The 22,582-nt window shown below is 60.3% G+C and carries 24 protein-coding genes; 8 read left to right on the plus strand and 16 right to left on the minus strand.

All coding sequences use genetic code 11. The features are described 5' to 3' along the window. Window positions 1-909: 909 nt before the first annotated feature. Complete coding sequence (locus tag V6617_RS13315; RefSeq protein WP_338607448.1) at window positions 910-1,722, minus strand: hypothetical protein; 813 nt, start codon at window positions 1,720-1,722, stop codon at window positions 910-912. Window positions 1,723-2,061: 339 nt separating this feature from the next. On the opposite strand from V6617_RS13315, the gene V6617_RS13320 reads away from it, so the two are divergent. Further along, window positions 2,062-3,213, plus strand: a complete 1,152-nt coding sequence (locus tag V6617_RS13320) for a DUF2336 domain-containing protein (protein ID WP_338607449.1) — start codon at window positions 2,062-2,064, stop codon at window positions 3,211-3,213. On the opposite strand, the gene V6617_RS13325 is transcribed toward V6617_RS13320, so the two are convergent. The 3 genes from V6617_RS13325 to V6617_RS13335 are packed head-to-tail and all read right to left on the minus strand — an operon-like array spanning window position 3,210 to window position 6,320. Then, window positions 3,210-3,545, minus strand: a complete 336-nt coding sequence (locus V6617_RS13325) for a DUF1491 family protein (protein WP_338607450.1) — start codon at window positions 3,543-3,545, stop codon at window positions 3,210-3,212. The genes V6617_RS13320 and V6617_RS13325 overlap by 4 nt on opposite strands. Window positions 3,546-3,555: 10 nt before the next feature. Next, window positions 3,556-4,527, minus strand: coding sequence for a peptidoglycan-binding domain-containing protein (locus V6617_RS13330; protein ID WP_338607451.1), 972 nt, complete (start codon window positions 4,525-4,527; stop codon window positions 3,556-3,558). Next, the gene (locus V6617_RS13335) at window positions 4,524-6,320 is read right to left on the minus strand and encodes a PAS domain-containing sensor histidine kinase (protein ID WP_338607452.1); all 1,797 of its coding nucleotides are present in this window, start codon (window positions 6,318-6,320) and stop codon (window positions 4,524-4,526) included. The genes V6617_RS13330 and V6617_RS13335 overlap by 4 nt, the downstream gene beginning before the upstream one ends. Window positions 6,321-6,637: 317 nt before the next feature. Between V6617_RS13335 and V6617_RS13340 the strand changes: the two genes are divergently transcribed. Next, entirely contained in the window at window positions 6,638-6,910 is a 273-nt protein-coding gene (locus V6617_RS13340; RefSeq protein ID WP_338607453.1) for a hypothetical protein, read from the plus strand. A 45-nt stretch (window positions 6,911-6,955) separates the two neighbouring features. Continuing rightward, complete coding sequence (locus V6617_RS13345) at window positions 6,956-7,387, plus strand: SufE family protein (RefSeq protein ID WP_338607454.1); 432 nt, start codon at window positions 6,956-6,958, stop codon at window positions 7,385-7,387. Here V6617_RS13345 and V6617_RS13350 read toward each other — a convergent pair. The 10 genes from V6617_RS13350 to V6617_RS13395 all read right to left on the minus strand — a co-directional run bounded on the left by V6617_RS13350 (window position 7,384) and on the right by V6617_RS13395 (window position 14,896). After that, window positions 7,384-7,869 (minus strand): DUF6456 domain-containing protein, encoded by a 486-nt coding sequence (locus tag V6617_RS13350; RefSeq protein ID WP_338607455.1) that lies wholly within the window; start codon window positions 7,867-7,869, stop codon window positions 7,384-7,386. The genes V6617_RS13345 and V6617_RS13350 overlap by 4 nt on opposite strands. Then, window positions 7,856-8,263 carry a helix-turn-helix domain-containing protein gene (locus V6617_RS13355; RefSeq protein ID WP_338607456.1) on the minus strand — a complete coding sequence of 136 codons (408 nt, stop codon included), beginning with the start codon at window positions 8,261-8,263 and terminating at the stop codon, window positions 7,856-7,858. The genes V6617_RS13350 and V6617_RS13355 overlap by 14 nt, the downstream gene beginning before the upstream one ends. Before the next feature lie 137 nt (window positions 8,264-8,400). Then, entirely contained in the window at window positions 8,401-8,823 is a 423-nt protein-coding gene (locus V6617_RS13360) for a MucR family transcriptional regulator (protein WP_338607457.1), read from the minus strand. 135 nt (window positions 8,824-8,958) lie between these two features. Continuing rightward, window positions 8,959-9,312: a monovalent cation/H(+) antiporter subunit G gene (mnhG, locus tag V6617_RS13365; protein ID WP_338607458.1), complete on the minus strand. Its 354-nt coding sequence runs from the start codon at window positions 9,310-9,312 to the stop codon at window positions 8,959-8,961. Further along, window positions 9,309-9,635, minus strand: a complete 327-nt coding sequence (locus tag V6617_RS13370) for a cation:proton antiporter (RefSeq protein ID WP_338607459.1) — start codon at window positions 9,633-9,635, stop codon at window positions 9,309-9,311. The genes mnhG and V6617_RS13370 overlap by 4 nt, the downstream gene beginning before the upstream one ends. Beyond that, on the minus strand, window positions 9,632-10,111 hold the full coding sequence (locus tag V6617_RS13375) for a Na+/H+ antiporter subunit E (protein ID WP_338607460.1): 480 nt from the start codon (window positions 10,109-10,111) through the stop codon (window positions 9,632-9,634). The genes V6617_RS13370 and V6617_RS13375 overlap by 4 nt, the downstream gene beginning before the upstream one ends. Then, window positions 10,108-11,700, minus strand: coding sequence for a Na+/H+ antiporter subunit D (locus V6617_RS13380; RefSeq protein WP_338607461.1), 1,593 nt, complete (start codon window positions 11,698-11,700; stop codon window positions 10,108-10,110). The genes V6617_RS13375 and V6617_RS13380 overlap by 4 nt, the downstream gene beginning before the upstream one ends. A gap of 15 nt (window positions 11,701-11,715) precedes the next feature. Then, window positions 11,716-12,093, minus strand: coding sequence for a Na+/H+ antiporter subunit C (locus tag V6617_RS13385; protein ID WP_338607462.1), 378 nt, complete (start codon window positions 12,091-12,093; stop codon window positions 11,716-11,718). Then, window positions 12,093-12,524, minus strand: coding sequence for a Na+/H+ antiporter subunit B (locus V6617_RS13390; protein ID WP_338607463.1), 432 nt, complete (start codon window positions 12,522-12,524; stop codon window positions 12,093-12,095). The genes V6617_RS13385 and V6617_RS13390 overlap by 1 nt, the downstream gene beginning before the upstream one ends. After that, entirely contained in the window at window positions 12,521-14,896 is a 2,376-nt protein-coding gene (locus V6617_RS13395) for a putative monovalent cation/H+ antiporter subunit A (RefSeq protein WP_338607464.1), read from the minus strand. Before V6617_RS13395 ends, V6617_RS13390 begins: the two co-directional genes overlap by 4 nt. A gap of 203 nt (window positions 14,897-15,099) precedes the next feature. On the opposite strand from V6617_RS13395, the gene msrB reads away from it, so the two are divergent. The 4 genes from msrB (at window position 15,100) to V6617_RS13415 (ending at window position 19,053) form a co-directional block, all read left to right on the plus strand. Beyond that, a complete protein-coding gene (gene msrB / locus V6617_RS13400) occupies window positions 15,100-15,498 on the plus strand; it encodes a peptide-methionine (R)-S-oxide reductase MsrB (RefSeq protein WP_338607465.1) in 399 nt (132 codons plus the stop codon). 45 nt (window positions 15,499-15,543) lie between these two features. Further along, a complete protein-coding gene (locus V6617_RS13405; protein ID WP_338607466.1) occupies window positions 15,544-17,622 on the plus strand; it encodes a S9 family peptidase in 2,079 nt (692 codons plus the stop codon). Between the two features lie 122 nt (window positions 17,623-17,744). Then, entirely contained in the window at window positions 17,745-18,344 is a 600-nt protein-coding gene (locus V6617_RS13410) for a superoxide dismutase (RefSeq protein WP_338607467.1), read from the plus strand. A gap of 148 nt (window positions 18,345-18,492) precedes the next feature. Beyond that, entirely contained in the window at window positions 18,493-19,053 is a 561-nt protein-coding gene (locus tag V6617_RS13415) for a response regulator (RefSeq protein WP_338607468.1), read from the plus strand. Here V6617_RS13415 and V6617_RS13420 read toward each other — a convergent pair. Both V6617_RS13420 and V6617_RS13425 read right to left on the minus strand, forming a co-directional pair. Beyond that, complete coding sequence (locus tag V6617_RS13420; RefSeq protein ID WP_338607469.1) at window positions 19,037-19,567, minus strand: hypothetical protein; 531 nt, start codon at window positions 19,565-19,567, stop codon at window positions 19,037-19,039. The genes V6617_RS13415 and V6617_RS13420 overlap by 17 nt on opposite strands. A 4-nt stretch (window positions 19,568-19,571) precedes the next feature. Beyond that, entirely contained in the window at window positions 19,572-21,056 is a 1,485-nt protein-coding gene (locus V6617_RS13425; RefSeq protein ID WP_338607470.1) for a helicase HerA-like C-terminal domain-containing protein, read from the minus strand. A 254-nt stretch (window positions 21,057-21,310) separates the two neighbouring features. On the opposite strand from V6617_RS13425, the gene V6617_RS13430 reads away from it, so the two are divergent. Then, the gene (locus tag V6617_RS13430) at window positions 21,311-22,513 is read left to right on the plus strand and encodes a TIGR03808 family TAT-translocated repetitive protein (RefSeq protein ID WP_338607471.1); all 1,203 of its coding nucleotides are present in this window, start codon (window positions 21,311-21,313) and stop codon (window positions 22,511-22,513) included. Window positions 22,514-22,582 lie beyond the last annotated feature (69 nt).

The raw sequence follows: 22,582 nt of genomic DNA on the forward strand, positions 1-22,582 counted from the left end.
CCGGCGCACGCCGGGGTCCATGTGCCTTTCCATTCGCTTGTGAGCATGGGCAAGGCTGCTGGGTCCCGGATCATGTCCAAGATAGCAATGGGGCTTGGGCCGCCTTCTCGGCTCCATCACCACCATTCACCCCACCCCCATCGTCATCCTCGGGCTCGACCCGGGGAGTGAGTGCCGTCCGTAGGCAAATCGCTCCGGTGGAGCGATTTGAGGCGCGAACGCCCGGAGCGCTATGCGCGAGGGCAGCAACGCCCGAGGATGACGTGGGTGAAGGTGGAAACGCTGCGTAAAAAACTTTATCCCCGCCCCCTCACCCCCGTGCCATTGTTCCCGCACGGCCGCACCAGAGACGAGGATGCATACGAGCTTCCGGTGAGGGCGGGATTGGAGAAGGGGGAGCATGGGTCCGAGCCTTAGGACCGCATCGGCCCTCGGGCACTTCGATCCCATCCGACAGGCCGATCCGGGTTCCATGCGGGTCGCCGCAGGGAAGGCCCAAAGCGGACGGATGGCCGGGCGAGGATGGGAGTCCACGTCGTACTCCCGAAAGGGAGAGGGGCACCGACGGGAGGTTGGCAGGGAAAGTGGGCACCGGTTTCCCGGTTCGCCAACCGACCCACTAAAAATGCCAATATCCCGGACGACAAACCCCAGCCCGAGACGCCGCCATAAGCCCAAAACCCCGGATGCGTGGGGCGATGATCGCTTCATATAAAAACTAAATCATGCGGAGCGCTCATCGCCCCATGCCGTCTACTTCGATCCGTCCTTCGGCCAATCGTGCCGGTGGCACGATTGGAGGTGAGAAGGCCATGAGAGCTAAGCTCGAATGGCAATCATAGTCCGAGGTCATTGGCCGTCGGACGTCTTGGCATGCCTTTCGGCCCCATCAGCCCCGGCACGATAGCGCTATTTCCGCACCAGCGGTTCGGGCGTGAACGGAGCCGTTTCATAACGCGAGGCGATACCGGTATCCTTAAAGACCAACCCCTCCCCACCGGTCAGACAGAAGTCGCCCGCCTGGGCGCGGGCCACGTAAGGCTGCATGCGGGCAAGCTGGGCGTCGACGACGCGGCCTTCTTCATGCGGCGTTTCGACGAGAAGGCGTTCCAGCGCGACAGAATAGGACTGATAGCGGTAGGTCAGCGCACGGGTGAACCAGTCGATCGTCCGGTCATTTTCCCATTTGCGCGCCGCGACTCGCGCCGCGGCATCGGGCGCGGCGAGCGTCACATTGGAAACGGCGATGGCGCGCTGGCGGTCGACCTCGATGACCCGGCAGATAGCGGCAAAGGTCGTGGGTATTGTGGCGATGTCGATACCGATATCATCGGCGACCTTGCGGTAGCGGACGCGCGAGGACTGATATTGTGTGCTGCGCAGGGACGAATAATAACGGTCCGCGATGAACTGGACGTCGAGGTTGGCAGCGATCCTGGTGCGCTGGAGTTCGACGGCTGTATCGTAAAACCAGTCATGGGCGTGTGGCGCGATGAGAAAACGCCAGACACGATCATGCATCTCGCGTTCCTGATCGGTCTGATTGAAGTTGGAAACCGGCTCGCCATCGGCTGCGGCGCGTGCGTCACCCACCGTTGGCATGATGCGATCGTGGAGCACGCCGGGCGCGGCGCGGCCGAAATCGCCCGTCGGACGGGCGCAGCCGGACAGCAACAAACATGCCACGGCTGCACATGCGCCGCCAAGCAACCAGTCTCTCAAAATCTTCAGCCCTTGCGGGTCCGCCTGATCTTTGGGGCCGGTGCGGGCTTATTCCCGCCGGCCCCGCGCTCATAGCGAACGCCTGTGAACAATATGACCTGCGCGCCTGGTCCTCCGGTCGACACCGGTGCCGAGCGGGCGTCTTTGGGGCTGAATTTTACCAGCATACCCATATTTGGCCTCGTGGTGCGTCCGGTCCTCCGCTTACCCCAGCCGGCACCATGCCGTCCCGGATCCGAACATTACCCATTAAGACTTCGTCAAGGTTAACAGTCCGCTAACGAATCTGCGGCAATAGTGAAGAGCAACAAGAGTGGACCGGGGGATCGAGTCGACCAAATGATCGGCTTTCAGCCATACGAGACGTTTCAGCTGCTGATTGAAACCGGCGGCGTCGAGCGGGCCAACACGCTTCTGGTGGCGGCGTGCGACGCCTATGCGCGACGCAGCAGACCACTGGCAGCAGAGGCCGAGCAGTTCGAGGCACTGGCCAAGCGCTTGTTTCCGACAGCTGCTCCGACAGCGCGCACCAAGGCGGCGGGCATACTGGCGAGCGCGCAACACCTGACGCCGCAGCTTGAAATCCTGGTCTATGACCATCTGGGCACGGGCCTGATCGCTCATATCGAGCGCGCACCGTCGCTTTCCGACGATGTGATGATGCGCCTTATCGAAAAGGGCAACGCGGACGTGATCGCGGCCATTGCCCGGCGCCCTGCCCTGTCCAATGCCATTCTGGCCCGACTGTTCCCGGTCAACAGCCGCAAGGTGTACCGCGCGCTGGCAGCCAACGGATCGATGGCCCCACGGGGCGCCTACCTCAACGCCCTGACCCGCTCAGCGGAGATGGACCACGAGGTCGCTGCGATCCTCGCCAGGCGCGAGGATTTCGACGCGGCGCTTTTGACCGGCGTGTTTTTCGATCTGCCCGAAGAGGGGCGAATCAACGTGCTGCGCGCCTATGCGCGCCGCAACCTGCCGCAAGCGCCGATGATGCGGACCTTTGAGCAGATTTCGGTGGCCACCGACGAGTTCACCGGTGCGCTCATGAAGCTGTTCTCGGAAAACCGCCGGCCCAAGATCACCCGCCTTCTCAACCAGATCACCGGTCTGGACGAATTGCGTTGCGCCGAAATCGCCCATGACACGAGCGGCGCTGCGTTGTTCGTGGTGCTGCGGGCCTTTGGGTGCACCTCTTATGATGGGCTCAAAGTGCTCATTCACGCGACCAGCCACGATGCCGACAGGTCCAAGACGCTGGCCAGTTTTGCGCGGCTGTTCGATGAGGTGAGCGTTCCGGCCATGGTGTTCATGATGAGCGCCTGGCGCGGTGACGTCAGGCCCGCCGAACTCACACGGCCCGAATATGCCCGTTTTGCCGAGCCCAGTCGGCGGACGCCCGAAGGCAAGCAGGTTGCGCGAACGGGAACCGTGGGCGATCAGGCGATCGAGGCGCTCGACCGGATGAAGTCGACGCGCAAGGCGGGCTAGATCACGTCCAACCCCAGATCATCAGTGCGGCAATCGACAGATAGAACCCAGAGGTCCTGATCGAATTCGATTTCCCGCGCTATGCGGTCCTTGACCGTTAGCGGATCGGTCCGCTCGAAGCGCTTCTGGAAGACCCGATAGTCAGGAGGCGAATCCATGGTGGCACCGGGGGCTGGCGTAAAGAGCGAAACCGTCCCGTCGAGGTGATCGACCTCTATCCATATCTGACCTGCCACGGCGTCACCGCGCCGCGAGACGACGCAGAAGTTTCCCATGTCGTTGTGACGGCGCACAAAGGCGGCGCACCAGATGTCGGACCTAAGCTGCTGCATGGAGTCAGCGTTACAGGAAAGCCCCCGCCTCGACCAGCATCTGCCGCAGCACAGGGCTGACCTCGCCGGTCGGTCGGTAATTGTTGAAAATCTGGAACTGGCGGATGGCCCGCGCCGTGGCCTCGTCTGCAACCCCGTTGACCGGTCCCTGCAGGAAGCCAAGACGGCTCAGGCCACGCTGGATGTCGCTGACCAGATCGCCATCGAGCACTGCGGGAACATTGGGCTCCGCGGTTGCTGGCGTGGTCTGGGGAGCAGCAGCGGGCAGGTCAGGCGAAATATCGGCCACCGTCTGCCGTTCGACGCTGTCAGCGACTGTGGGGGCCGTTTCCTGCATCTGGGCGAGCAGCGGAGCGATGTCATCGGTCTGCGGGGCTGCAGCGACCGGCGCCGGCTCATTCGCCTGTGAGGTTTGTAGCGGCGCGTCCTTAACGGCCTGGATCACCTGCGGAGTGGCAGCGCCAGTGCGGGGGAGATCAAAGCGGGCCTCGAAATCGCGAATGGCGTCAGCGGTCCTCGGACCGTAATAGCCATCGACCGTTCCATCGAAAAAGCCCATCGCCTTGAGCTTTTCCTGAAGGTCGGCAATGTCCTGATTGCCTATGGCGGGCTCTGCGGGCTCAGGTGCCTCCGGGACGGAAGTCGCAGTCCGCGCGGTGGTCGTCGGCGCTGGTCCGGGTGTAACCGGTTGGGCGGTGGGACGTTCCGGGATTTCCAGCGGTTCGACCACGACCGGCTCGATGGGGGTCCGGGTTGCGGCACCTGCCGACCCCGATACGAACAAGGGGGCTGGGTGGCGCGTGTCCTGAAGGAACAGGGCGTTGGTCGCAGCCATAAGGGTAAGCCCGGAAATCAGCACCAGACCCGTGGAGGCCATGGGTGAACGGGCAAAGCGCGTAAAGCCCCACGAGAGGGCATGACCGACCATGCTGGCGGCGCCAGCGCCGACCGCAAGGGGAATCTGGGCAATACCGGCGTTCATTTTGCTGCGCTTCTTTTTTCGTCTTGGAGCCATTTGTCTTCGTCGCTATCGCGCTTGGTCGCGTAAAGATGTTCGATGGTCGCCGAGCTTTTCCCGGCGCCCAGCGGACCTTCGAAAGGGAGGAGCACACTTATCGTTGTTCCCATACCCTGCTCGGACACCACGTCGAGGCGGCCGCCGTGCAGGCTGACCAGTCCCTTGACGATGGACAGCCCCAGCCCGGTGCCTTCGTAGCGGCGCGAGAGGCTGTCCTGAGCCTGCAGGAACGGTTCGCCGATTCGCTCGACGGTCTCGGGGCGCATGCCGATGCCCGAGTCGCTGACCGATATCGCCAACATCTTGCCTTGCCGGCGCATGGCCAGCGCAACCTTGCCGCCATCATGGCTGAATTTTACAGCATTGGAGAGTAGATTTATCAAAATCTGCCGGCAAGCGCGTTCATCGCCCATGATCTGGGGCAGTTTTTCGGGAATAGAAGATTCTATGGTGACGGCACGGTCGCGGGCCAGATTTTCGACCATCTGCAGGCACGGTTCAACCAATGCCTGGGGTGCAAACAGTTCTGCATGGACCTCGAACTTGCCCGCCTCGATCTTCGACATATCGAGCAGCATGTTGACCACGTCGAGCAGGTGATGCCCGCTGCGACTTATGTGGCCCGCATATTCGGCGTGAGTTGGCGACAGGGTGCCGCCAATCTCTTCGGACATCATGTCGGAGAAGCCCACTATGGCATTGAGCGGGGTCCGCAGTTCGTGACCGATGGTGGCCAGGAAACGCGACTTGGCTTCCGAGGCCTCTTCGGCCTGCTGGCGCGCCGCATCGACCTGCCGTTCGGCATCCTTGCGCACGCTGATATCGCGAAGCACGGCCAGCACGTCACTCAATGAGTCATTCGGGCGCTCGTCGTCCAGTGGCGCAAGTGCGAATTCGACCCAGATATAGCGCGCATTGGCGCCCGGCTCAGTATCATCGCGGCGCAAGCGCAATTCGATAGTGCTTGCGCCAGCACCGTTCGAGGCGTCCGAGATGGCCTTTCGGTAGGCGGGACGGTCCATGACATGGACTCGCTCAAACAGGCCAGCGCCATCAAGCTCAAACGTGCGGCAGCCTAAAAGATTGCCCGCCGAGCGTGAGATAAAGACCGGACCACCGTCTGCGCCGTAGCGGACCACGGCCCCAAGGATGTTTTCAGCCAGGACGGCAAAGGCACGCGTCTGGGACACGGGCGATTCGGCCGAAATAATTTCGAGGCGGGTGGCGGTGATGGCTGCTATGGCGGCAAAAACCGCCAGCGCCAACACTGAGTAAGGCTGCAGCGCTGCGCTTGAGGCGACATGCGACCCCAATACGCCGGCGAGAAGGATTATTGGCGGAATTGCCCAGGCGAGCGTGCGAAAGCGTCCCTTGGCGAGAACCTGAGCGTAGAGCGCGGCCAAAAGCCCAAGAGCCAGGCCCAGATCAACCATGGCCGGATCGCCCGCCGCAAAGAGGGCTCCGATCGAACCGAGCGCCAGGGTGTGAAGCACGATTGCGGGCTCGAAATCGCCACGCAGGAGCAGAGCCCCTGACAGCGCGACAGGGCCGGCAAGGACAGTTGTTGCAATGAGCGGTGCAACATTGCTGCCAAAGAGCATGACGAGGGATAGAGCCATCGCCAGTCCCAAGCCAACCATCATGGCAAGTGTGTTGAGAACCAGAACACGATGCAGGACAGAATTGCGCTGGCCGGACCGGGCCGTGCCGGTCGGGAACTGTGGGGCAATTGTGAAATCCGCAAAGGGGTTACGCATGAAACGCTCAACTTCATATGCCGCGATACGCTGCGGCCTTGCTTCGGGACGACTTCCTTTGGCCGGCACACACTTCCATCCAAGCCCTAAGACACCCTTAAGTGAGACCGGGTTCGGTCGGCCTGGAGCAGAATCGGGTAACGTTCGAGGCAGGTTTCTAGGGGTAGCGTAAACAGAGTCTTGCTTAACGGGTCGCTTTCGAGCCCGATCGCATTCGCTTAAAATTTTACGCGAGTTTGCCAAAAATGCTTCATGCCGGTTCCCTAGGCTAGATCCCGACGCTGTCCATATGTCCCCGGACGACGAGGTTTGGCTCTATGTTTGTTGTTCGCTCTGCCTTCTGGCTTTCTGCCGCCTTTCTCATCATGGCCCCTGGCGCGGGTATGGATGTGGGCGATTCGGCGCGCGCAACCGGCAAACACTTGGCCAACCAGGGCGTTCAGGCCGTCAGCGACACGCTGACCCCCTCCGATTGTTTTAGCGTTGAATGCGCAGTGGGGCGTACGGTTCTGGCGCAGATCGCCGTGCCGCAAACGAGCGTAGCCGCCAAACGCGCCTTCCCCCCTCCCCGCCCCGACTGGGCCTATTGAGGCTCACCCCTTCCAATGGAAGGAATCAGGGACTAAATAGCGGGCATGAATACAACAGCCGCATTTGACGAGATCGCCGACAATCTTTCCTTTCTCGACGACTGGGAGGACCGGTACCGCTACATCATCGAGCTCGGCCAGGGACTGGCGCCGCTTACCGATGATGAGCGCACCGCCACCAACAAGGTGCATGGATGTGCGTCGCAGGTGTGGCTGGTGACCGGAAGCGAAGCGGGCGAGAAAGGAACTGTGCTGACCTTCCGCGGCGATTCGGATGCGATGATCGTTCGCGGGCTGGTGGCCATAGTTCTGGCGCTCTATTCGGGGCGTCCTGCTGCAGATATCGCGACGACCGACGCCCTGCCGATTCTCGATTCCATTGGATTGCGGGAACATCTTTCAACACAGCGCTCCAATGGACTGGCAGCCATGGTGACGCGCCTGCGCGCAGACGCGCAGGCGGCCGTTCAGGTCTAACCGAACTCTGCGGGCCGTGCGCCCACACCCAGCCAGTTTCGGGTGCTTGTTCTCGTTGCGCCAGTGGCGGCCGCAGTCAGGCCAAAGCGGGTAGCCAGGGCGTCGAGGCCGATACGCAGGACCAGCTTGGCGCTGCGTCTGGGCCACCCGCGCTCGCGCTCGATATCCTGCAAACCCTTTTCGTAGCCGCAGACATCAATGACGACCTCCACGCAGTCGCGGGGAATGGCTGTATAGAGCTCTGCAAGCTGCCTCCTGGCATCGAACGCCATATCGCCCATGTCCTGGGCGTGCCCGCCGTGCCCGCTATCAACGCGCGGTCCGTAGTTCATTGTGGTCCGGGCGCGCAGCCGGCTACGCTCGAACAGCGTCAACAGGCGCCCCGCGGCCTCCAGGTGATGGGCATTGAGAAAGGCCGGCTCGCCGTTCCGGCTGCGAGCCAATTGCCCCAAGGGCGTCGAGCCAAAATCAGACGCTGGCATGGGCCGTCTCCGGCGGTGTGACCTCGAGCACGCAAGGCTGGCGCCTGGCCGTTTCTATGCGCTCTTCAAGCGCCACGAGCCGGCGGTCGTAATCGCCTCCATCGTCACGCATGTCTTCGACGTGAGCACACGCATAGGCGACCGTGGTGCGATCCCTGCCGAAGAACTGGCCGACCTGGGTCAAGGTCATACCCAAGAGCACATGGCACAAATACATCGCTAACTGCCGCGCGGCCGCCGTGTGCAGGCCCAGCCGTGAGGGGGCGAAAAAGTCGCAATAGCGGACCCCTGTTTCACCGGATACCGTGCGAACGACAAGCTTGCAGTCTTGCCGTTGTGCTGCCGATAACCGATTGCGTTCGAGCCGCGCTGCCGTGGATATCCAAACCGTCATAGGACCACTCTCTCATAAATAGGATATAATTCCTATAACGGAGAGAAGGTCGCGCGGGGATAAGTTCAGAAATGGTTTGGATACAAAAGAGAAAGGGCCGCAAATGCGGCCCTTTGACTGGTAAAGCTATGGACCGGTCAACCGGCCTTGCGGCCCAATCCGTTGTCCTTTGCCAGCTTGGAGCGCGTGGCAGAATAGGACGGAGCGACCATCGGATAGTCGGCGGGCAGGCCCCACTTCTCTCGGTACTCTTCCGGCGAAAGGTTGTAGTGGGTGCGCAAGTGCCGCTTGAGCGACTTGAACTTTTTCCCGTCCTCCAGACAGACGATATAATCCGACGTCACCGACTTTCTGACGGGCACAGCCGGCTTTTTCTCTTCGACGGGAGCGGTGGTTTCTTCCGAACCCAGCGACCGAAGCGCGGCGTGAACTTCCGAGATCAATTTCGGCAGGTCGGTCGGGCTGATCGCATTGTGGCTGACATAGGCAGCGACAATCTCAGTACTGTATTCGACAAGGTCAAGCTCGACCCTGTTCTCGGCATTCGCCGGAGCGGTCATCGCAAATCCCTTCTTGCGTATGGAAGCTACTTATTGGGGCGGGCTAATCCCGGGGGAACCCCATAACCTCGCAATTAATGACGTTCTTCTAATTTTGCAACCATTGAACAACAACTTGGCGAAATTTAGAGTGAATCACTCTTTACTTTGCAGTCCGTTGGAATTTTCCAGATCATCGACCACGAAACGCGCAGCCGGGCGATAACCGGCTACATAGGCGGCTCGCGCTAGAAGATGGGCCGAAATAGGGGCCGTCAGCATGAAAAAGATGAAACCAAGCAGGGCGCGCAGGATCACCGAACCGTCGAAGCTGACCAGTGCTATGGCCAGAAGGGTCAGGCCCGAGCCCACCGTTCCGGCCTTGGAGCCCGAATGCATGCGGGTGTAGAGATCGGGCAGTCGAACAATGCCAAGGGCCGCCACGAAGCTGAACAGAGCGCCGACGATCACCATGATGCCGGCGAGATAATAGAGTGCCTCCACAATCATTTCCGGCTCTCCTCAAGATGATCTTCCCGGGCCGCTGCGTCGATCTGCCAGCGCTGGAGAATGAACCTGGCGAACGCGACTGTAGACAAAAACCCAACAAGGCCCAGCGCGATGGCGATATCGAGATAGAGCATGAACCCGGTTCGCAGGGCGATTGCAGCGATATAGCCGATGACCACAGCAACCAGCATATCCAGGCCCAGCACCCGATCGGGCAGGCTGGGACCAACGACAATGCGGTAAATCGTTATCAGCAGAGCCGCTGTGAGAACACCAAGTGAGACGGTGGTGGCCAGATGGAGAAATTCGGGGCCCGCTATCATTCAAACACCTCGATGATCCGTGCTTCGAAACCATTCTTGATCGACGCGATGACATCCTCGCGGTCGTTCATTTCGAGCACGTGGATGTACAAAGTCTTCCGATCGTCGGAGACATCAACGCTCAAGGTGCCCGGCGTGAGGGTAATCAAATTGGCCAGCAGGGTGATCTGGACGTCACTTGTGACCGATAGTGGATAGGCAATAATTCCCGGCGCCAGGCGCTTTTTCATGCCAGGCGATATGACCAGGATAGCAACCCGGGCTGCCGATAGGGCGAGCTCGTAAAAAAACAAGGCAGCAAGCGAAAGGGCACGAACGAACCGGCGCATCATATACGGGCGCTCGACCCGGTCGCGGATGAACAGCACGGCCATCGCACTGATGAAGGCGCCGAGCAAAAGGTTGAGCAGGGTGAAGGAGCCGGTGACGGCGGCCCAGACCAGCGCGAGAGTTATAACAAGAAAGGCAAAGCTCATGGCTGGGGCACCTGTGCAAACACGGCGTCGACATAGCGCGTGGGCGAGAGCATATCATGGGCGGCGATGCCCGAGGCGGTGAAAAGCCAATCAGGGAAAAGGCCGAAGACCACAATGACGGCAAAAAGAACTACCGTCGGCACCAGTCCCATCCCCACCTCACGAGCGGACAAGGGACGCAAATCCTCATTGGCCTGCTCAGAGCGCTCCCCCTCCTGCCCGTTACGCCAGAAAATATGGGCCCAGAGACGGCTCGCGGCGATCAGGGTGAGGAAGGAATTGAACAGCACCGCAAAAACGAGCCACCAATTGGCGGCGCGGATGCCACCCTCCACCAGCAGGATCTTGGGCCAGATGCCAAGGAAGGGCGGCAGTCCGGAAATGGCGAACACCATGATGACAAAGAGAATCGACATGGGAGCGCTGGCGCCATAGATGCCGCCCATCTTGCGGATGTCGCTGGTGCCACTCATACGCTCAATCAACCCGGCCAGAAGGTAAAAGGCCGTGACCGTGAGCATGGAATGGAAGGCGTAAAACACTGCTCCCCCGATTCCGTGCGTGGTGCCCAATGCGAACCCAGCGAAAATCGCACCGATGCCGCCGATAACCAGAAAGCCCACGGCGCGGCGCAGATTGGTCTGCGCGATGGCGCCCAGCGGGCCCAGAATGAGCGTAGCGAACGCAACGACCGCAATGACCGTCTGGATTTGTGCATAGCCTTCAGGCAGCGCCATGGTGAGAACACGGATCGCGGCATAGGCGCCGACCTTGGTGAGCAGGCCACCGAAAATGGCCGACACGGAAACGGCGGGCGTATGGTAAGAGGCCGGCAGCCAGGCATTGGCAGGAAAGGCAGCGGCTTTCACCCCAAAGGCGAAAAGAAACAGCACAGAGACCGTGACAAGCGGGCCGATTGGCAGATCGGCGCCCTTTGCCACGAGATCGGCGAAATTGAGCGTGCCCGTCAAGCCGTAGAGATAGGCGATGGCTACAAGAAAGAAGGTCGTCGCGAGGAAATTGAGAAAGCCGTATTTTATGGCACCGTCGAGCTGAAGCTTGCGGCCCCCGAGGATCATCATGCCGAACGAGGCGATCAGCATGACTTCAAACCACACGTAGAGGTTGAAGATATCACCGGTCAAAAACGAGCCACTGACGCCACACAACAGCAGCAGCAGCATGGGGTAAAAGCCAAAACGATGACCACGGTCAGTCAACTCGATCTGAGCATAAAAGGCGACGATGAGTGCAGCGATGGATGCGGCGAGCGAGAAGATGGCGCTCGTCATATCGGCGGCAAACGTTATGCCGAAAGGCGGCAGCCACTTGCCCATGGTCATGGCGATGGGGCCGGTCTCGAAGACGCGAAGCAGCAGATAAATATTCGAAACCATGATCGCCAGGATCACCGCAACAGCGAAGGCAAGCTGCATGTGACGCTGGTTGCGCAGCATGACAAGCAGGCCCGCGCCAAGGAGTGCCAGCGCCACCGGCCACACGACGATCCAGTCGGCGGCAGGCGTTGCCACATCGATCATCGCCGTGGGCAGCTCGAGAGACTCGTATGATGTACCGGCAGTCGCCATTATTGTGTGTGTTCCCTAGTAACTCAGGGGAGGCCGAGGCGCATTTTCAGGCTCGGCGACGCGCATGTTGTCGGTGTTGTCGGCATCGAGTTCCTGATAAGCCCGATAGCCTAGGACCAGCAGAAACGAAAACAGGGCAAAACCGATAACGATGGCCGTCAGGATCAGCGCCTGTGGAAGCGGATTGGCCGAGCCTTCAAGCGGGAAATATTCCCCCGCCGGTACGATGGGTGGAACTTCGGCGGTCAGCCGGCCGATGGTGAAGATAAGGAGATTGACGCCATTGCCCAGGATCGCAACGCCCAGAAGCATACGAATGATCGCCTTGGACAAGAGAAGATAGGCGGCGGCGGAAAAGAACAGGCCGATCAGCCCGGCAAGCGCGACTTCCATCAGTCATCCTCCTCTTCGCCTTCTTCGCCCTCGAGCGACAGGGCAATTGTGCCCACGGCACCCACGACGACGGCATAGACCCCGATATCGAAGATCAGCGGGGTGGACAGAGCAATTTCGGTACCCTCGAACTCGAAAATCCACCATAGGCCGGTCAGAAATGGCACCTCGGCAGCAAGCGAGATGAACCCGGCAATGGCGGCGAGAACGACGCCCAGACCCGCCAGGACAATGGGATGAACCCGCAGCGCCCGGCGGCACGCATCGACGCCGGCGGCGATGCCATAGATTGCGAGACCGGACGCGCCGATCAGCCCGCCGATAAAGCCGCCGCCCGGCTCATTGTGGCCGCGCAGCAAAACGAAGATCGAAAACACCAGCATGAGCGCAGTCAGCACAGGTGCTGCAGTTTTGAAGATGACGGTATTCATCGTGCACTCCCGATCCTGCGGGCACGGCCCGCTCTGGCGCCCCGCGTTCCGCTCGTCGAAGCCCGAAGCCGGATAAGGGCCAGGATGGCGAGACCGGCGGCCATGACCACCGAAATCTCACCCAGGGTATCAATGGCGCGATAGTCGACGAGAATGACGTTGACGATATTGCGGCCATGGGCAATCGGCGTGCTGGTGGCGCGGAACAACTCGGTCAGCGACAGATCGAGATCGGTCTGAAGCACGACCAGCAGCAGAATGGCGATGCCAAGGCCGACGGCAAGGGCAACAACACCATCGCGAATGGCCGTTTCAAGGTCACGGCTGTCGGCTTCATCGAGATGCAGCCGGGTCATGACGAGCGCAAGGATGATAACAGTCAGAGTTTCGACCATGAACTGGGTGAAGCTCAGGTCGGGGGCACCAAAGAGCATGAAGATGACGGCCACTGCGAAACCCTGGATACCGAGCGCAACGATGGCGGTCAGGCGGGTCCGGGCGATGAGCACCGCAATGAGCCCGATGGCGGCGATGCCGATGGCGCCCCACTCGTAGAAGTTGAGCACGGGCCAGGCGGGAAGCGGTGGCAGGCTGTCTGTGATGAGCAAGGGCGCAAAGATGCCTACGGCCAGCACCGTGAACATCAGCAGCAGATACCATTCGAGGCGACCATGATGGAGGACGCGCGTAATACGATCGGAGAGCCGGACGAGTCCGAACATGCAAGCATCAAAGCCGATATCAAAGGTCCAGCCAATGGCTTCGCCGGTGCGCCGCAATGTGGAGCGAACAGCATCGACTTTCCATAACAGAACGCCGCCCAGCGCCCATGTGGCTATGGAAGCCCATACGGCGGGGTTGGCGAGATCAAAGGCGAGGTGGATATGGGCATCGACCGCGGAATTGTAGATGGATCCCCCTGCCGGATCGAGCACGACATGGTTGATCCAGTCGGTGAACAGGCCCGCGCAAATGCCCAGAACGCCCAGAGTAACAGGGCCGGAATAAAGGCTCAACGGCCCCTCGTGGGGCGCGTGCGGTGTTGGACGCAGATCACCCAGGAAGGGCTTAAAGGCGATCATCAGGCCCACCACCATCATCAGGGCATTGCCCACGATGAGCACGGCGAGGAACAACAGGTCGGGCCACAGACCCGAAGTTAATGCCAGATACATCTCCTCTTTGGCCAGAAACCCGATGGCAATGGGAAAGCCTGCCATGGAAAAGCCGGCGAGAAGGGCCGTAATAAAGGTGATCGGCATGGCTTCGCGCAACCCGCCGAGCACTGTGATGTCGCGTGTGCCAGTGCCGTGGTCGATCGTGCCGGCGATCATGAACAGCGCACCCTTGAACAGGGAGTGAGCGCAAAGATAGAGCAGCGCGCCGAGAATGGCTTCCTTGGTGCCCACGCCGATAAGCATGACGAGAAGGCCGAGCGAACCAAGGGTGGTATAGGCCAGCATCTGCTTGAGATCGGTCTGGCGCACGGCCAGAGCACTGCCCATCAAAAGAGTTGCGCCGCCGAACAGGGTCAGAATCCAGAACCAGGGTTCGGTATCACCCAGAATGGGGGTCATGCGGGCCAACAGATAGACGCCGGCCTTCACCATGGTGGCCGAATGCAGATAGGCTGAAACCGGGGTCGGCGCTTCCATGGCGTTGGGGAGCCAGAAGTGCAGCGGAACCTGAGCTGATTTTGCGAAAGCTCCGGACACAACCAGTAGCATGGCAATGAGGTAAAGCCCGCTCTCCTGCGCCGCACCGGCCGTCGTCAGCATACCTGTTAGAGAATTCTGGCCGGTGATCAGGGTCAGAAGAATGAGACCCGCCAGCAGCGCGAGCCCGCCGCCGCCGGTGACGACCAGCGCCTGGATGGCAGCCCGGCGCGCGGCCTGACGGGAGTGGTCAAAGCCGATCAGCAGGAAAGAGGTAATCGAGGTCAATTCCCAGAAGACGAACAGGGTGAAGACGTTGTCGGCGAGGACCAGACCGAGCATGGACCCCATGAACATCAGGATGTAGGAGAAAAACCGGCCTTGATGGGGATGACCGGCCAGATAGCCGCCGGAATAGATGACGATAAACGTGCCAATGCCCGAGATCAGCAGCCCGAAAACGAGACTCAACCCATCAACGAAGAAGGAAAAGGAAATTCCGTAGGCCGGTATCCAGTCGAGGCCGACGCGAATGACTGAAAAATCGGCAATCGGACCGATAAAGGAAGTGAAGGTCGCGAAAATGGCGGCGGGAACGATGGCCAGTATCCAGCCAGCTGATGGCCCGGCAAAGGTCTTGATCCACGGAGCGAACACAGCCGCTACAAAGGGAGCGACCGCAATCAGCGCGACAATCACATCAAGACCTGGTCCCAAGCGAGCCCCCGAACTTCATTTCACTGTCCAATCGCTGCCGGAGGCAGCCGAAAAGAATCAATCGCGCAAACAGTACGCATCCCTGTCGCAAGCTCAACCAAAACCGGTTGATTGGAACGCAATATTGACCCCAGCAGTTGTGATAACCACATTGCTCTCAGCTGATACATGTCTGAGTGCACAGCTGGCAGGAGTGGCGCAAGATGAACGACATGCAAAAGATATCCAATAGCGAGTGGCGCGATAAATTGACGCCCGAACAGTATCATGTGACGCGCGAACACGGCACCGAACGTGCTTTTTCTCATGCCTACAATGTGGAAAAGCGGGCGGGCGTTTATCATTGCGTGTGTTGCGACGTGCCGCTTTTCACGTCCGATACCAAGTATGATTCCGGGTCGGGCTGGCCGAGCTTTTTCCAGCCGGTTTCCGAGGATGCAATCAAGGAGATCGACGATAGGAGCCATTTCATGCGGCGCACGGAAATCCGCTGCGCCAATTGCGATGCGCATCTCGGGCATGTCTTTCCCGACGGTCCTGCTCCGACGGGTTTGCGCTATTGCACCAATGGGCTTGCGCTGAACTTCATCCCCGACGAATAGTGACGACGTTTTAAGATCATATTTTTTGACTTTCAGGGATAGACCATGACCGACTTCGCGCCACCCGTTGCCGCGCAACACCCCCATTCGGACACGCGGCATGGGGTGACCCGTAACGATCCGTATACCTGGTTGCGGGCCGACAATTGGCGCGAAGTTATGGCCGACCCTGGCGTGCTGCCAGACGATATCCGCTCCTATCTTGAGGCTGAAAATGCCTGGTACGAAAGCGGTTTCGGAAAGCCGACCGAGCCATTGCGCGAAACGATCTATTCGGAAATCCGCGGACGGATCAAAGAGGATGACAGTTCCGTGCCCTCGCCCGACGGTCCGTTTGCTTATGCTTCGCGAACGCGTGAAGGCGATCAGTATCCACTGATGGTGCGCACACCGCGCGACGGGGGCACCGAGACAGTATTGCTCGACTGCAACGCCGAAGCGGGGGAAGGCTATTTCGGGTTTGGTGGCGCTGAACATTCGCCCTGCCACACGATGATAGCCTGGGCTGCAGACCGGAACGGGTCTGAATACTACACCATATTTATTCGCGACCTCGACACGGGCAAGGACCGTGACGAGCGGATTGAAAAGTCCGGTAGCGGCGCTGTCTGGGCCAGTGATTCATCACGGTTCTACTATGTCGAACTCGATGAGAACCACAGGCCCTTCAGAGTGCGCGAGCACATGCTGGGAACAAGCCAGGCCGATGATGCTATCGTTTACGAAGAAAAGGACGCGGGCTTTTTCGTCGGTGTGGGAATGACGCAATCACGGCGTTACCTCACCATTTCCGCGCACGACCATCAGACCTCGGAAGTCTGGCTGATCGATGCGGAAAATGGCGGCGCGCCGTTCTGTGTGGAAAAGCGGCACGAGAATACCGAATATTCTCTCGAAGAACGGGACGGCACGCTTTACATCCTGACCAATGACGACGAAGCCGAAGATTTCAAGATCGTTACGGCTCCAGTCGATGCTCCGGGCGTGGACAATTGGGCCGATCTGGTGCCGCACGAGGCGGGACGACTGATTCTCGACGTTGAAGTTATCGCCAACCATCTGATCCGGCTCGAGCGTAAGGATGGCCTGCCACGGATCGTGGTGCGCGATCTGCGCGATGGGAGTGAACAGACAATTTCGTTTCCCGAGGAAGCCTATTCGTTGGGGCTGATTTCCGGCTACGAGTTCGATACAGCAACCCTCCGGTTTTCCTATTCCTCGCCCACCACGCCGGCGCAGATTTTCGACCTCGATTTGGCGACTGGTGAGCGGGTGCTGCGCAAGCAGCAGCAAGTGCCTTCGGGGCACGATCCTGCCCTCTATGAAACACGCCGGTTGTTTGCCAAAGCGCCGGACGGCGAGGATGTGCCGGTGACCTTGCTTTATCGCAAGGGCCTCAAGCTCGACGGCAGCGCCCCTACCCTGCTCTATGGATATGGCGCTTACGGTCATTCCATCCCGGCGGGGTTTTCGGTTTCGGTGTTTTCGCTTGTCGACCGTGGATTTGTCTATGCAATTGCCCATATACGCGGCGGGATGGACAAGGGATATCGCTGGTACAAGAATGGGCGGGCGGCCTACAAAACCAACACGTTTTCCGACTTCATCGCCGCTGCGGAAATGCTGATCGAAAAGGGCTACTCGTCCGAGGGCAGGATCGTGGCCGAAGGCGGGTCGGCCGGCGGCATGCTGATGGGCGCAGTCGCCAATATGCGGCCCGAATTGTGGGCTGGTGTCATGGCGATCGTGCCGTTCGTGGACGTGCTGAACACCATGCTGGACGATACTCTGCCGCTCACCCCACCCGAATGGCCTGAATGGGGCAACCCGATTACCTCGGAAGACGATTACAGGCGGATCGCCGCCTATTCACCCTATGACAATGTCGATGCCAAAGCCTATCCGCCGATCCTGGCGCTGGCGGGGCTGACGGATCCGCGCGTCACCTATTGGGAACCGGCAAAATGGGTGGCGAAACTGCGTGCAACCAAGACCGACGAGAACGCATTGTACCTGCGCACCAACATGGACGCCGGACACGGTGGAGCTTCCGGACGCTTTGAACGCATCAAAGAAACAGCGATTACATATGCCTTTGCGCTCAAATGCGTCCAATTGGCATAAGTTTTCCCGTCCAGCCGTTGCGCCGGTGTCATGGCGGCGGTATATAAGAAGCATTAGCTTGGTAAATTCGCGACCAATTTATCGAGCGAGAGATTTTCAGAACCTTATAAGGAGGCCCTCCGATGAGCTTTTCACTCCCAGACCTGCCCTATTCCTATGATGCGCTCGGCCCGTACATGTCGGCTGAAACGCTTGAGTTTCATCATGACAAGCACCATCAGGCCTACGTGACCAACGGCAGCAAGCTGCTCGAAGGTTCAGGCCTTGAGGGCAAGAGCCTCGAAGATATCGTCAAGGAAAGCTTCGGCAAGAACCAGCCCCTGTTCAACAATGCCGGCCAGCATTTCAATCACATTCATTTCTGGAAGTGGATGAAGCCCAATGGCGGCGGCAAATCCCTGCCCGGCAAGCTGCAGGCGGCCGTCGATTCCGACCTTGGCGGGTTCGACAAGTTCCGCGATGATTTCCTCGCCGCTGGCGCCGGTCAGTTCGGTTCGGGCTGGGCTTGGCTGACCCTCAAGGACGGCAAGCTCGAAGTGACCAAGACCCCCAACGGGGAAAACCCGCTGGTGCACGGCGGCACGCCGCTGCTGGGTGTGGATGTGTGGGAACACTCCTATTACATCGACTACCGCAACGCGCGCCCGAAATATCTCGAAGCCTGGTTCGACAATCTTGTGAACTGGGACTACGTGGCCGAGCTGCACGAAGCCGCCTCCTAAATTATACTATTGCATCAATGGGATATGGCCCGTCTGTCCACAGGCGGGCCATATGCTTTAAGGTTACTGGAATTGGCACCTTCCGGCTGCACGATGGGCGTGTTAAGGCTTGGGTAACCATTGATATTTGATGCCAAGCGAGCCGCCCGTGTTGCCTGTTCCGACCATTGCCGTTCTTTCCAACAGCCCGGCGCTGGCATCGGTTCTGGGAGCGACATTGCGGAGGGGGCATGGCTGGCGCGTGCGCGAATTTTGCGACCACCGGGCGCTGAGCGACTACATGCGCATCGCGCCGCTGGCGCTGCTGGTAACCGATTACGACCTCGACCGGGTGACGGCGGCGGACGTGGCGCTTTCGATCCGCAACGGCGATGATCTTGCGTCCCGACATGTCCAGATCATTGCCCTGAGCCGGACCGTGGATAGCGAGATGAGGCGGCGATGTGTGCAGGCGGGCATTGACGAAGTCATCGTCAAACCCATGAGCCCTGTGTATCTCGAAGAGCGGATTGCCGCGCGGCTGGCCAACGGAACCGGTGGGTATGTGAGCGCCGAGCCCTATTATGTGGGGCCGGACCGGCGAAACCGGATTGCGTTGGACGACACACGGGTCATTCCTGTCGAGCGGCGCGGCGAAAACATCGTCTCGTTTCTCGCCCACAAGGCGATGCGCGAACAGCGCCCGGATTCATCTAGACCAGACGCGTAAGCCTGTTCCACAGATCATCGAAAGTCTCCGATATCTGAATCAGGCCATCGATATTGCCGCGACCGACGGAGGCGACATCGCCGGCAAAGCCTTTCACGACTTCATAGGCTCTGCCCTGATTGAGCAGGCCGACAGGGCGGTCGCTTTGAGCACCGCCGGCGGCGACCCAGGCCGAATAGAGGGCGGCGACCGTATCGATGCCGCCCGGCAGGCCGATCAATGCCTGACTGGCCCTCACCATACGGGCTGCAGCGGCGGATTCGGTGTCCTCGGAAACGATCTCGACCCCCTGCGGCACGTCGAGACGACGGGTGATGGGACCGGTGGCGACTGTGACGTGGCCACCGCCAGCCAGCGCCGATTCAATCAGGGTTCGCGGCCATTGGCCATTGCGGGCGATGCAATGGAGATGCGCACCATTGCGCGCGATGGTGGCGCCGGCCTGACGGTAGAGCGCCTGGTGAGCGGTCAGCCCAGTATCGGCGAATATGGCAACGGCGCTGAGCTTTGCCATATCGCTAGCGCCCCCTGGTAAGCGTGCCGAGCACACTGCGCACAAAGGAATCCCCGGCGCGGCGGGCGACGGTGCGGGCAAAGCTGGTCAGCGCGGCTTCCATCGGGGTTTGCCGGGTGGAACGGCGCGTCGCAGGCTTGGACCGGGCCTGTTCGATCTTTTCGAGTTCGGATTCACGAGCCGCAATCTCGGCCTCGCGCAGCGCCTGGGCGGCGCGGGCGTCGAGAAGCTCATAGGCCGACTCGCGATCGATTACGGCGTCGTAAAGCCCGGAAACCGGGCTCCCGGCAATGACAGTGGCTCGCTCTTCTGGCGTGATCGGGGCCATGCGGGAGGATGGCGGACGGATCATGGTGCGACCGACCACCGAGGGAATGCCTTTTTCTTCCAGCACGGAGACCAGCGCCTCGCCCGTACCGAGTTGGGTGATGACTTCGGCGGTGTCGAAATCGGGATTGGGCCTGAAGGTTTCGGCGGCGATCCTGACGGCCTTTTGTTCCCTGGGGGTATAGGCGCGCAGGGCGTGCTGGATGCGGTTGCCGAGTTGGGCGAGGACGCCTTCGGGTACATCGGCGGGATTTTGCGTTACAAAATAAACACCTACGCCTTTCGAGCGCACCAATTTCACGACCTGCTCGATCTTGTCGAGCAGCACTTTTGGCGCCTCATCGAACAAAAGGTGCGCTTCGTCGAAAAAGAACACCAGTTTGGGCTTATCGGGATTGCCCACTTCTGGAAGTTGCTCAAACAGTTCCGATAACAGCCAGAGCAGGAACATAGCATAGAGCCGAGGAGCGCGCATAAGTTCGTCGGCGGCGAGGATCGAGATGAAGCCGCGGCCTTGCGTGTCGGTGCGCATGAGGTCGGAAATTTTCAGCGCCGGCTCGCCGAAAAAGTTCTCGGCGCCCTGCTGTTCGAGGACGAGCAGCGCGCGCTGGATGGCGCCGACAGAAGCTGTGGAGATGTTGCCGTAGTGGGCGGAGAGTTCGGCCCGGCGCTCGGCGACGTGGCTGAGAAGTGAACGCAAGTCCTTGAAATCAAGGAGCAAAAGACCTTCCTCGTCGGCCAGTTTGAAGGTGGCGTTCAAGATGCCTTCCTGAGTGGCGTTGAGGTCGAGCATGCGCGAGAGCAACAGCGGTCCCATCTCGGAAACCGTGGTGCGGATCGGGTGTCCCTGGCGGCCGAACAGGTCCCAGAAGATGGTTGGGAAAGCCTCGTAGGCATAGTCGGAAAAGCCGATCTTTTCGGCGCGTTCGGCAAGGAAGTCCTTGGGCTCGCCCGGCTTTGAAAGCCCTGCCACATCGCCCTTGATGTCGGCGCAGAAAACCGGGACCCCGGCGCGGGAGAAGCCTTCGGCAAGTATTTGCAGGGTAACGGTTTTTCCCGTTCCCGTTGCGCCGGTGATGAGGCCGTGGCGGTTGCCGAAACCGAGATGGAGGTATTCGGGCCGGGCGCTGGTTCCGAGATAAACGGCGTCGTCGAGGAGCATGGGCGGGGTCCGATTCAACAGCAGGACCCAATCTATAGCGGGGTGCAAGCGCGCACCGCAAGGATTCACTATTGCGCGTAAAAAGTATGGAGTTGAGTGAAATTTACCCGTTAGTTGCCGGAATCGGAGGAAATATGAAAATCGACCGTCGCAGATTTCTCGCAGCTTCACTTATCCCCGCGCTATGCACCCCGTTTATGATGCGGGCAGCCTTTGGTCAGGCGGTGACGCCATGGCCGGACGCAGCGACGGACATGACCGAAATGTTGCAGGCCGCTATCGATAGCGCGCGCGACACCGGGCATCTGGCGCTACCGGCCGGGCGCTTTTCGACGCGGGGCTTGCGCCTGCCCTCGGGGTTCATGCTGTCGGGCGTGCCCGGCTCGACCGAGCTGGTGCATCTGGGCAGCGATCCCCTGCTGGGCGCCGAGGGCGAAGCCAACATCGTTCTGGCCGGGCTGTCGATCGACGGCAGCGGTGCGGGCGGCGAGATGTGGCATGGCGGACTTGTCCATTTTGCCGATTGCGCGAACGTGACGATCCGCGACTGCGAGGTTTCCAATACGGCACTCAACGGCATTACGCTGATGGGATCGTCGGGGCGGGTTGAAAATTGCCGGGTGAGCGGCAGCGCCTATACCGGGCTGTTCGTCTACGACGGGGCGGGCGTCTCGATTGACGGCAACACCATAACCGAGTGCGGCAATGGCGGGGTCAGGGTGTGGCGCGGCGAAGCGGGGGCTGACGGGACAATCATTTCGGGCAACCGGATCTCCGGAATCGACTGGACAGATGGCGGCAATGGGCAGAACGGAAACGGGATCAACATTTTCCGGGCCGATGAGGTGATCGTTTCGGGCAACCATATCTCCGAGTGCGCCTTCTCGGCGATCCGCCTCAACGCCACCAACAACACCCAGATCACCGGCAACACATGCCTTGGCAGTGGGGAGGTGGCGATCTTTTCGGAATTTTCGTTCACCGGCTCGGTGATCGCCAACAACATCATCGATGGGGCGGCTGCGGGCATTTCGATGACCAATTTCAACGACGGCGGACGGCTGGCGGTGTGCACGGGCAATATCGTGCGCAATCTTTATCAGGCGTCCGAGACCAATCCCGACCTCGATACGCCCTATGGGATTGCAGCGGAGGCCGATGCCATCATTTCCGACAATGTGATCGAAAACGTACCGGGGACCGGCATAACCGCAGGTTGGGGACCGTATCTGCGCGATGTGACGATCAGCGGCAATTTGGTGCGCGATATCGATACCGGCATCGTGGTGAGCGTGGCTGAGGGTGCGGGCGCTGCGAGCGTTACGGGAAACACGATCATCGGAGCGCGACAGAACGGCATTGTCGGCAGTGCGTGGTGGGATTTGATCTCCAGCGATCTGGCGCAGGAGACGGAGCGGTTTCCGCAGGTTTTGGTCGAGGGGAACCGGGTTTCCTGACGGCACGGCCGGTGCGAGAGGCTTGAGCGCTGCCGGTTACCGGGTCCCGGGTCTTCGCCCGGGATGACG

Origin of the sequence: Pelagibacterium nitratireducens, from assembly GCF_037044555.1 — a bacterium.
Lineage (GTDB): Bacteria > Pseudomonadota > Alphaproteobacteria > Rhizobiales > Devosiaceae > Pelagibacterium > Pelagibacterium nitratireducens.

Coding starts and splice junctions, on each gene's coding strand:
- V6617_RS13320 (WP_338607449.1), top strand. CDS start 2,062: ATGATCGGCTTTCAGCCATACGAGACGTTTCAGCTGCTGATTGAAACC.
- V6617_RS13325 (WP_338607450.1), bottom strand. CDS start 3,545: ATGCAGCAGCTTAGGTCCGACATCTGGTGCGCCGCCTTTGTGCGCCGT.
- V6617_RS13330 (WP_338607451.1), bottom strand. CDS start 4,527: ATGAACGCCGGTATTGCCCAGATTCCCCTTGCGGTCGGCGCTGGCGCC.
- V6617_RS13335 (WP_338607452.1), bottom strand. CDS start 6,320: ATGCGTAACCCCTTTGCGGATTTCACAATTGCCCCACAGTTCCCGACC.
- V6617_RS13340 (WP_338607453.1), top strand. CDS start 6,638: ATGTTTGTTGTTCGCTCTGCCTTCTGGCTTTCTGCCGCCTTTCTCATC.
- V6617_RS13345 (WP_338607454.1), top strand. CDS start 6,956: ATGAATACAACAGCCGCATTTGACGAGATCGCCGACAATCTTTCCTTT.
- V6617_RS13350 (WP_338607455.1), bottom strand. CDS start 7,869: ATGCCAGCGTCTGATTTTGGCTCGACGCCCTTGGGGCAATTGGCTCGC.
- V6617_RS13355 (WP_338607456.1), bottom strand. CDS start 8,263: ATGACGGTTTGGATATCCACGGCAGCGCGGCTCGAACGCAATCGGTTA.
- V6617_RS13360 (WP_338607457.1), bottom strand. CDS start 8,823: ATGACCGCTCCGGCGAATGCCGAGAACAGGGTCGAGCTTGACCTTGTC.
- mnhG (WP_338607458.1), bottom strand. CDS start 9,312: ATGATTGTGGAGGCACTCTATTATCTCGCCGGCATCATGGTGATCGTC.
- V6617_RS13370 (WP_338607459.1), bottom strand. CDS start 9,635: ATGATAGCGGGCCCCGAATTTCTCCATCTGGCCACCACCGTCTCACTT.
- V6617_RS13375 (WP_338607460.1), bottom strand. CDS start 10,111: ATGAGCTTTGCCTTTCTTGTTATAACTCTCGCGCTGGTCTGGGCCGCC.
- V6617_RS13380 (WP_338607461.1), bottom strand. CDS start 11,700: ATGGCGACTGCCGGTACATCATACGAGTCTCTCGAGCTGCCCACGGCG.
- V6617_RS13385 (WP_338607462.1), bottom strand. CDS start 12,093: ATGGAAGTCGCGCTTGCCGGGCTGATCGGCCTGTTCTTTTCCGCCGCC.
- V6617_RS13390 (WP_338607463.1), bottom strand. CDS start 12,524: ATGAATACCGTCATCTTCAAAACTGCAGCACCTGTGCTGACTGCGCTC.
- msrB (WP_338607465.1), top strand. CDS start 15,100: ATGAACGACATGCAAAAGATATCCAATAGCGAGTGGCGCGATAAATTG.
- V6617_RS13405 (WP_338607466.1), top strand. CDS start 15,544: ATGACCGACTTCGCGCCACCCGTTGCCGCGCAACACCCCCATTCGGAC.
- V6617_RS13410 (WP_338607467.1), top strand. CDS start 17,745: ATGAGCTTTTCACTCCCAGACCTGCCCTATTCCTATGATGCGCTCGGC.
- V6617_RS13420 (WP_338607469.1), bottom strand. CDS start 19,567: ATGGCAAAGCTCAGCGCCGTTGCCATATTCGCCGATACTGGGCTGACC.
- V6617_RS13425 (WP_338607470.1), bottom strand. CDS start 21,056: ATGCTCCTCGACGACGCCGTTTATCTCGGAACCAGCGCCCGGCCCGAA.
- V6617_RS13430 (WP_338607471.1), top strand. CDS start 21,311: ATGACCGAAATGTTGCAGGCCGCTATCGATAGCGCGCGCGACACCGGG.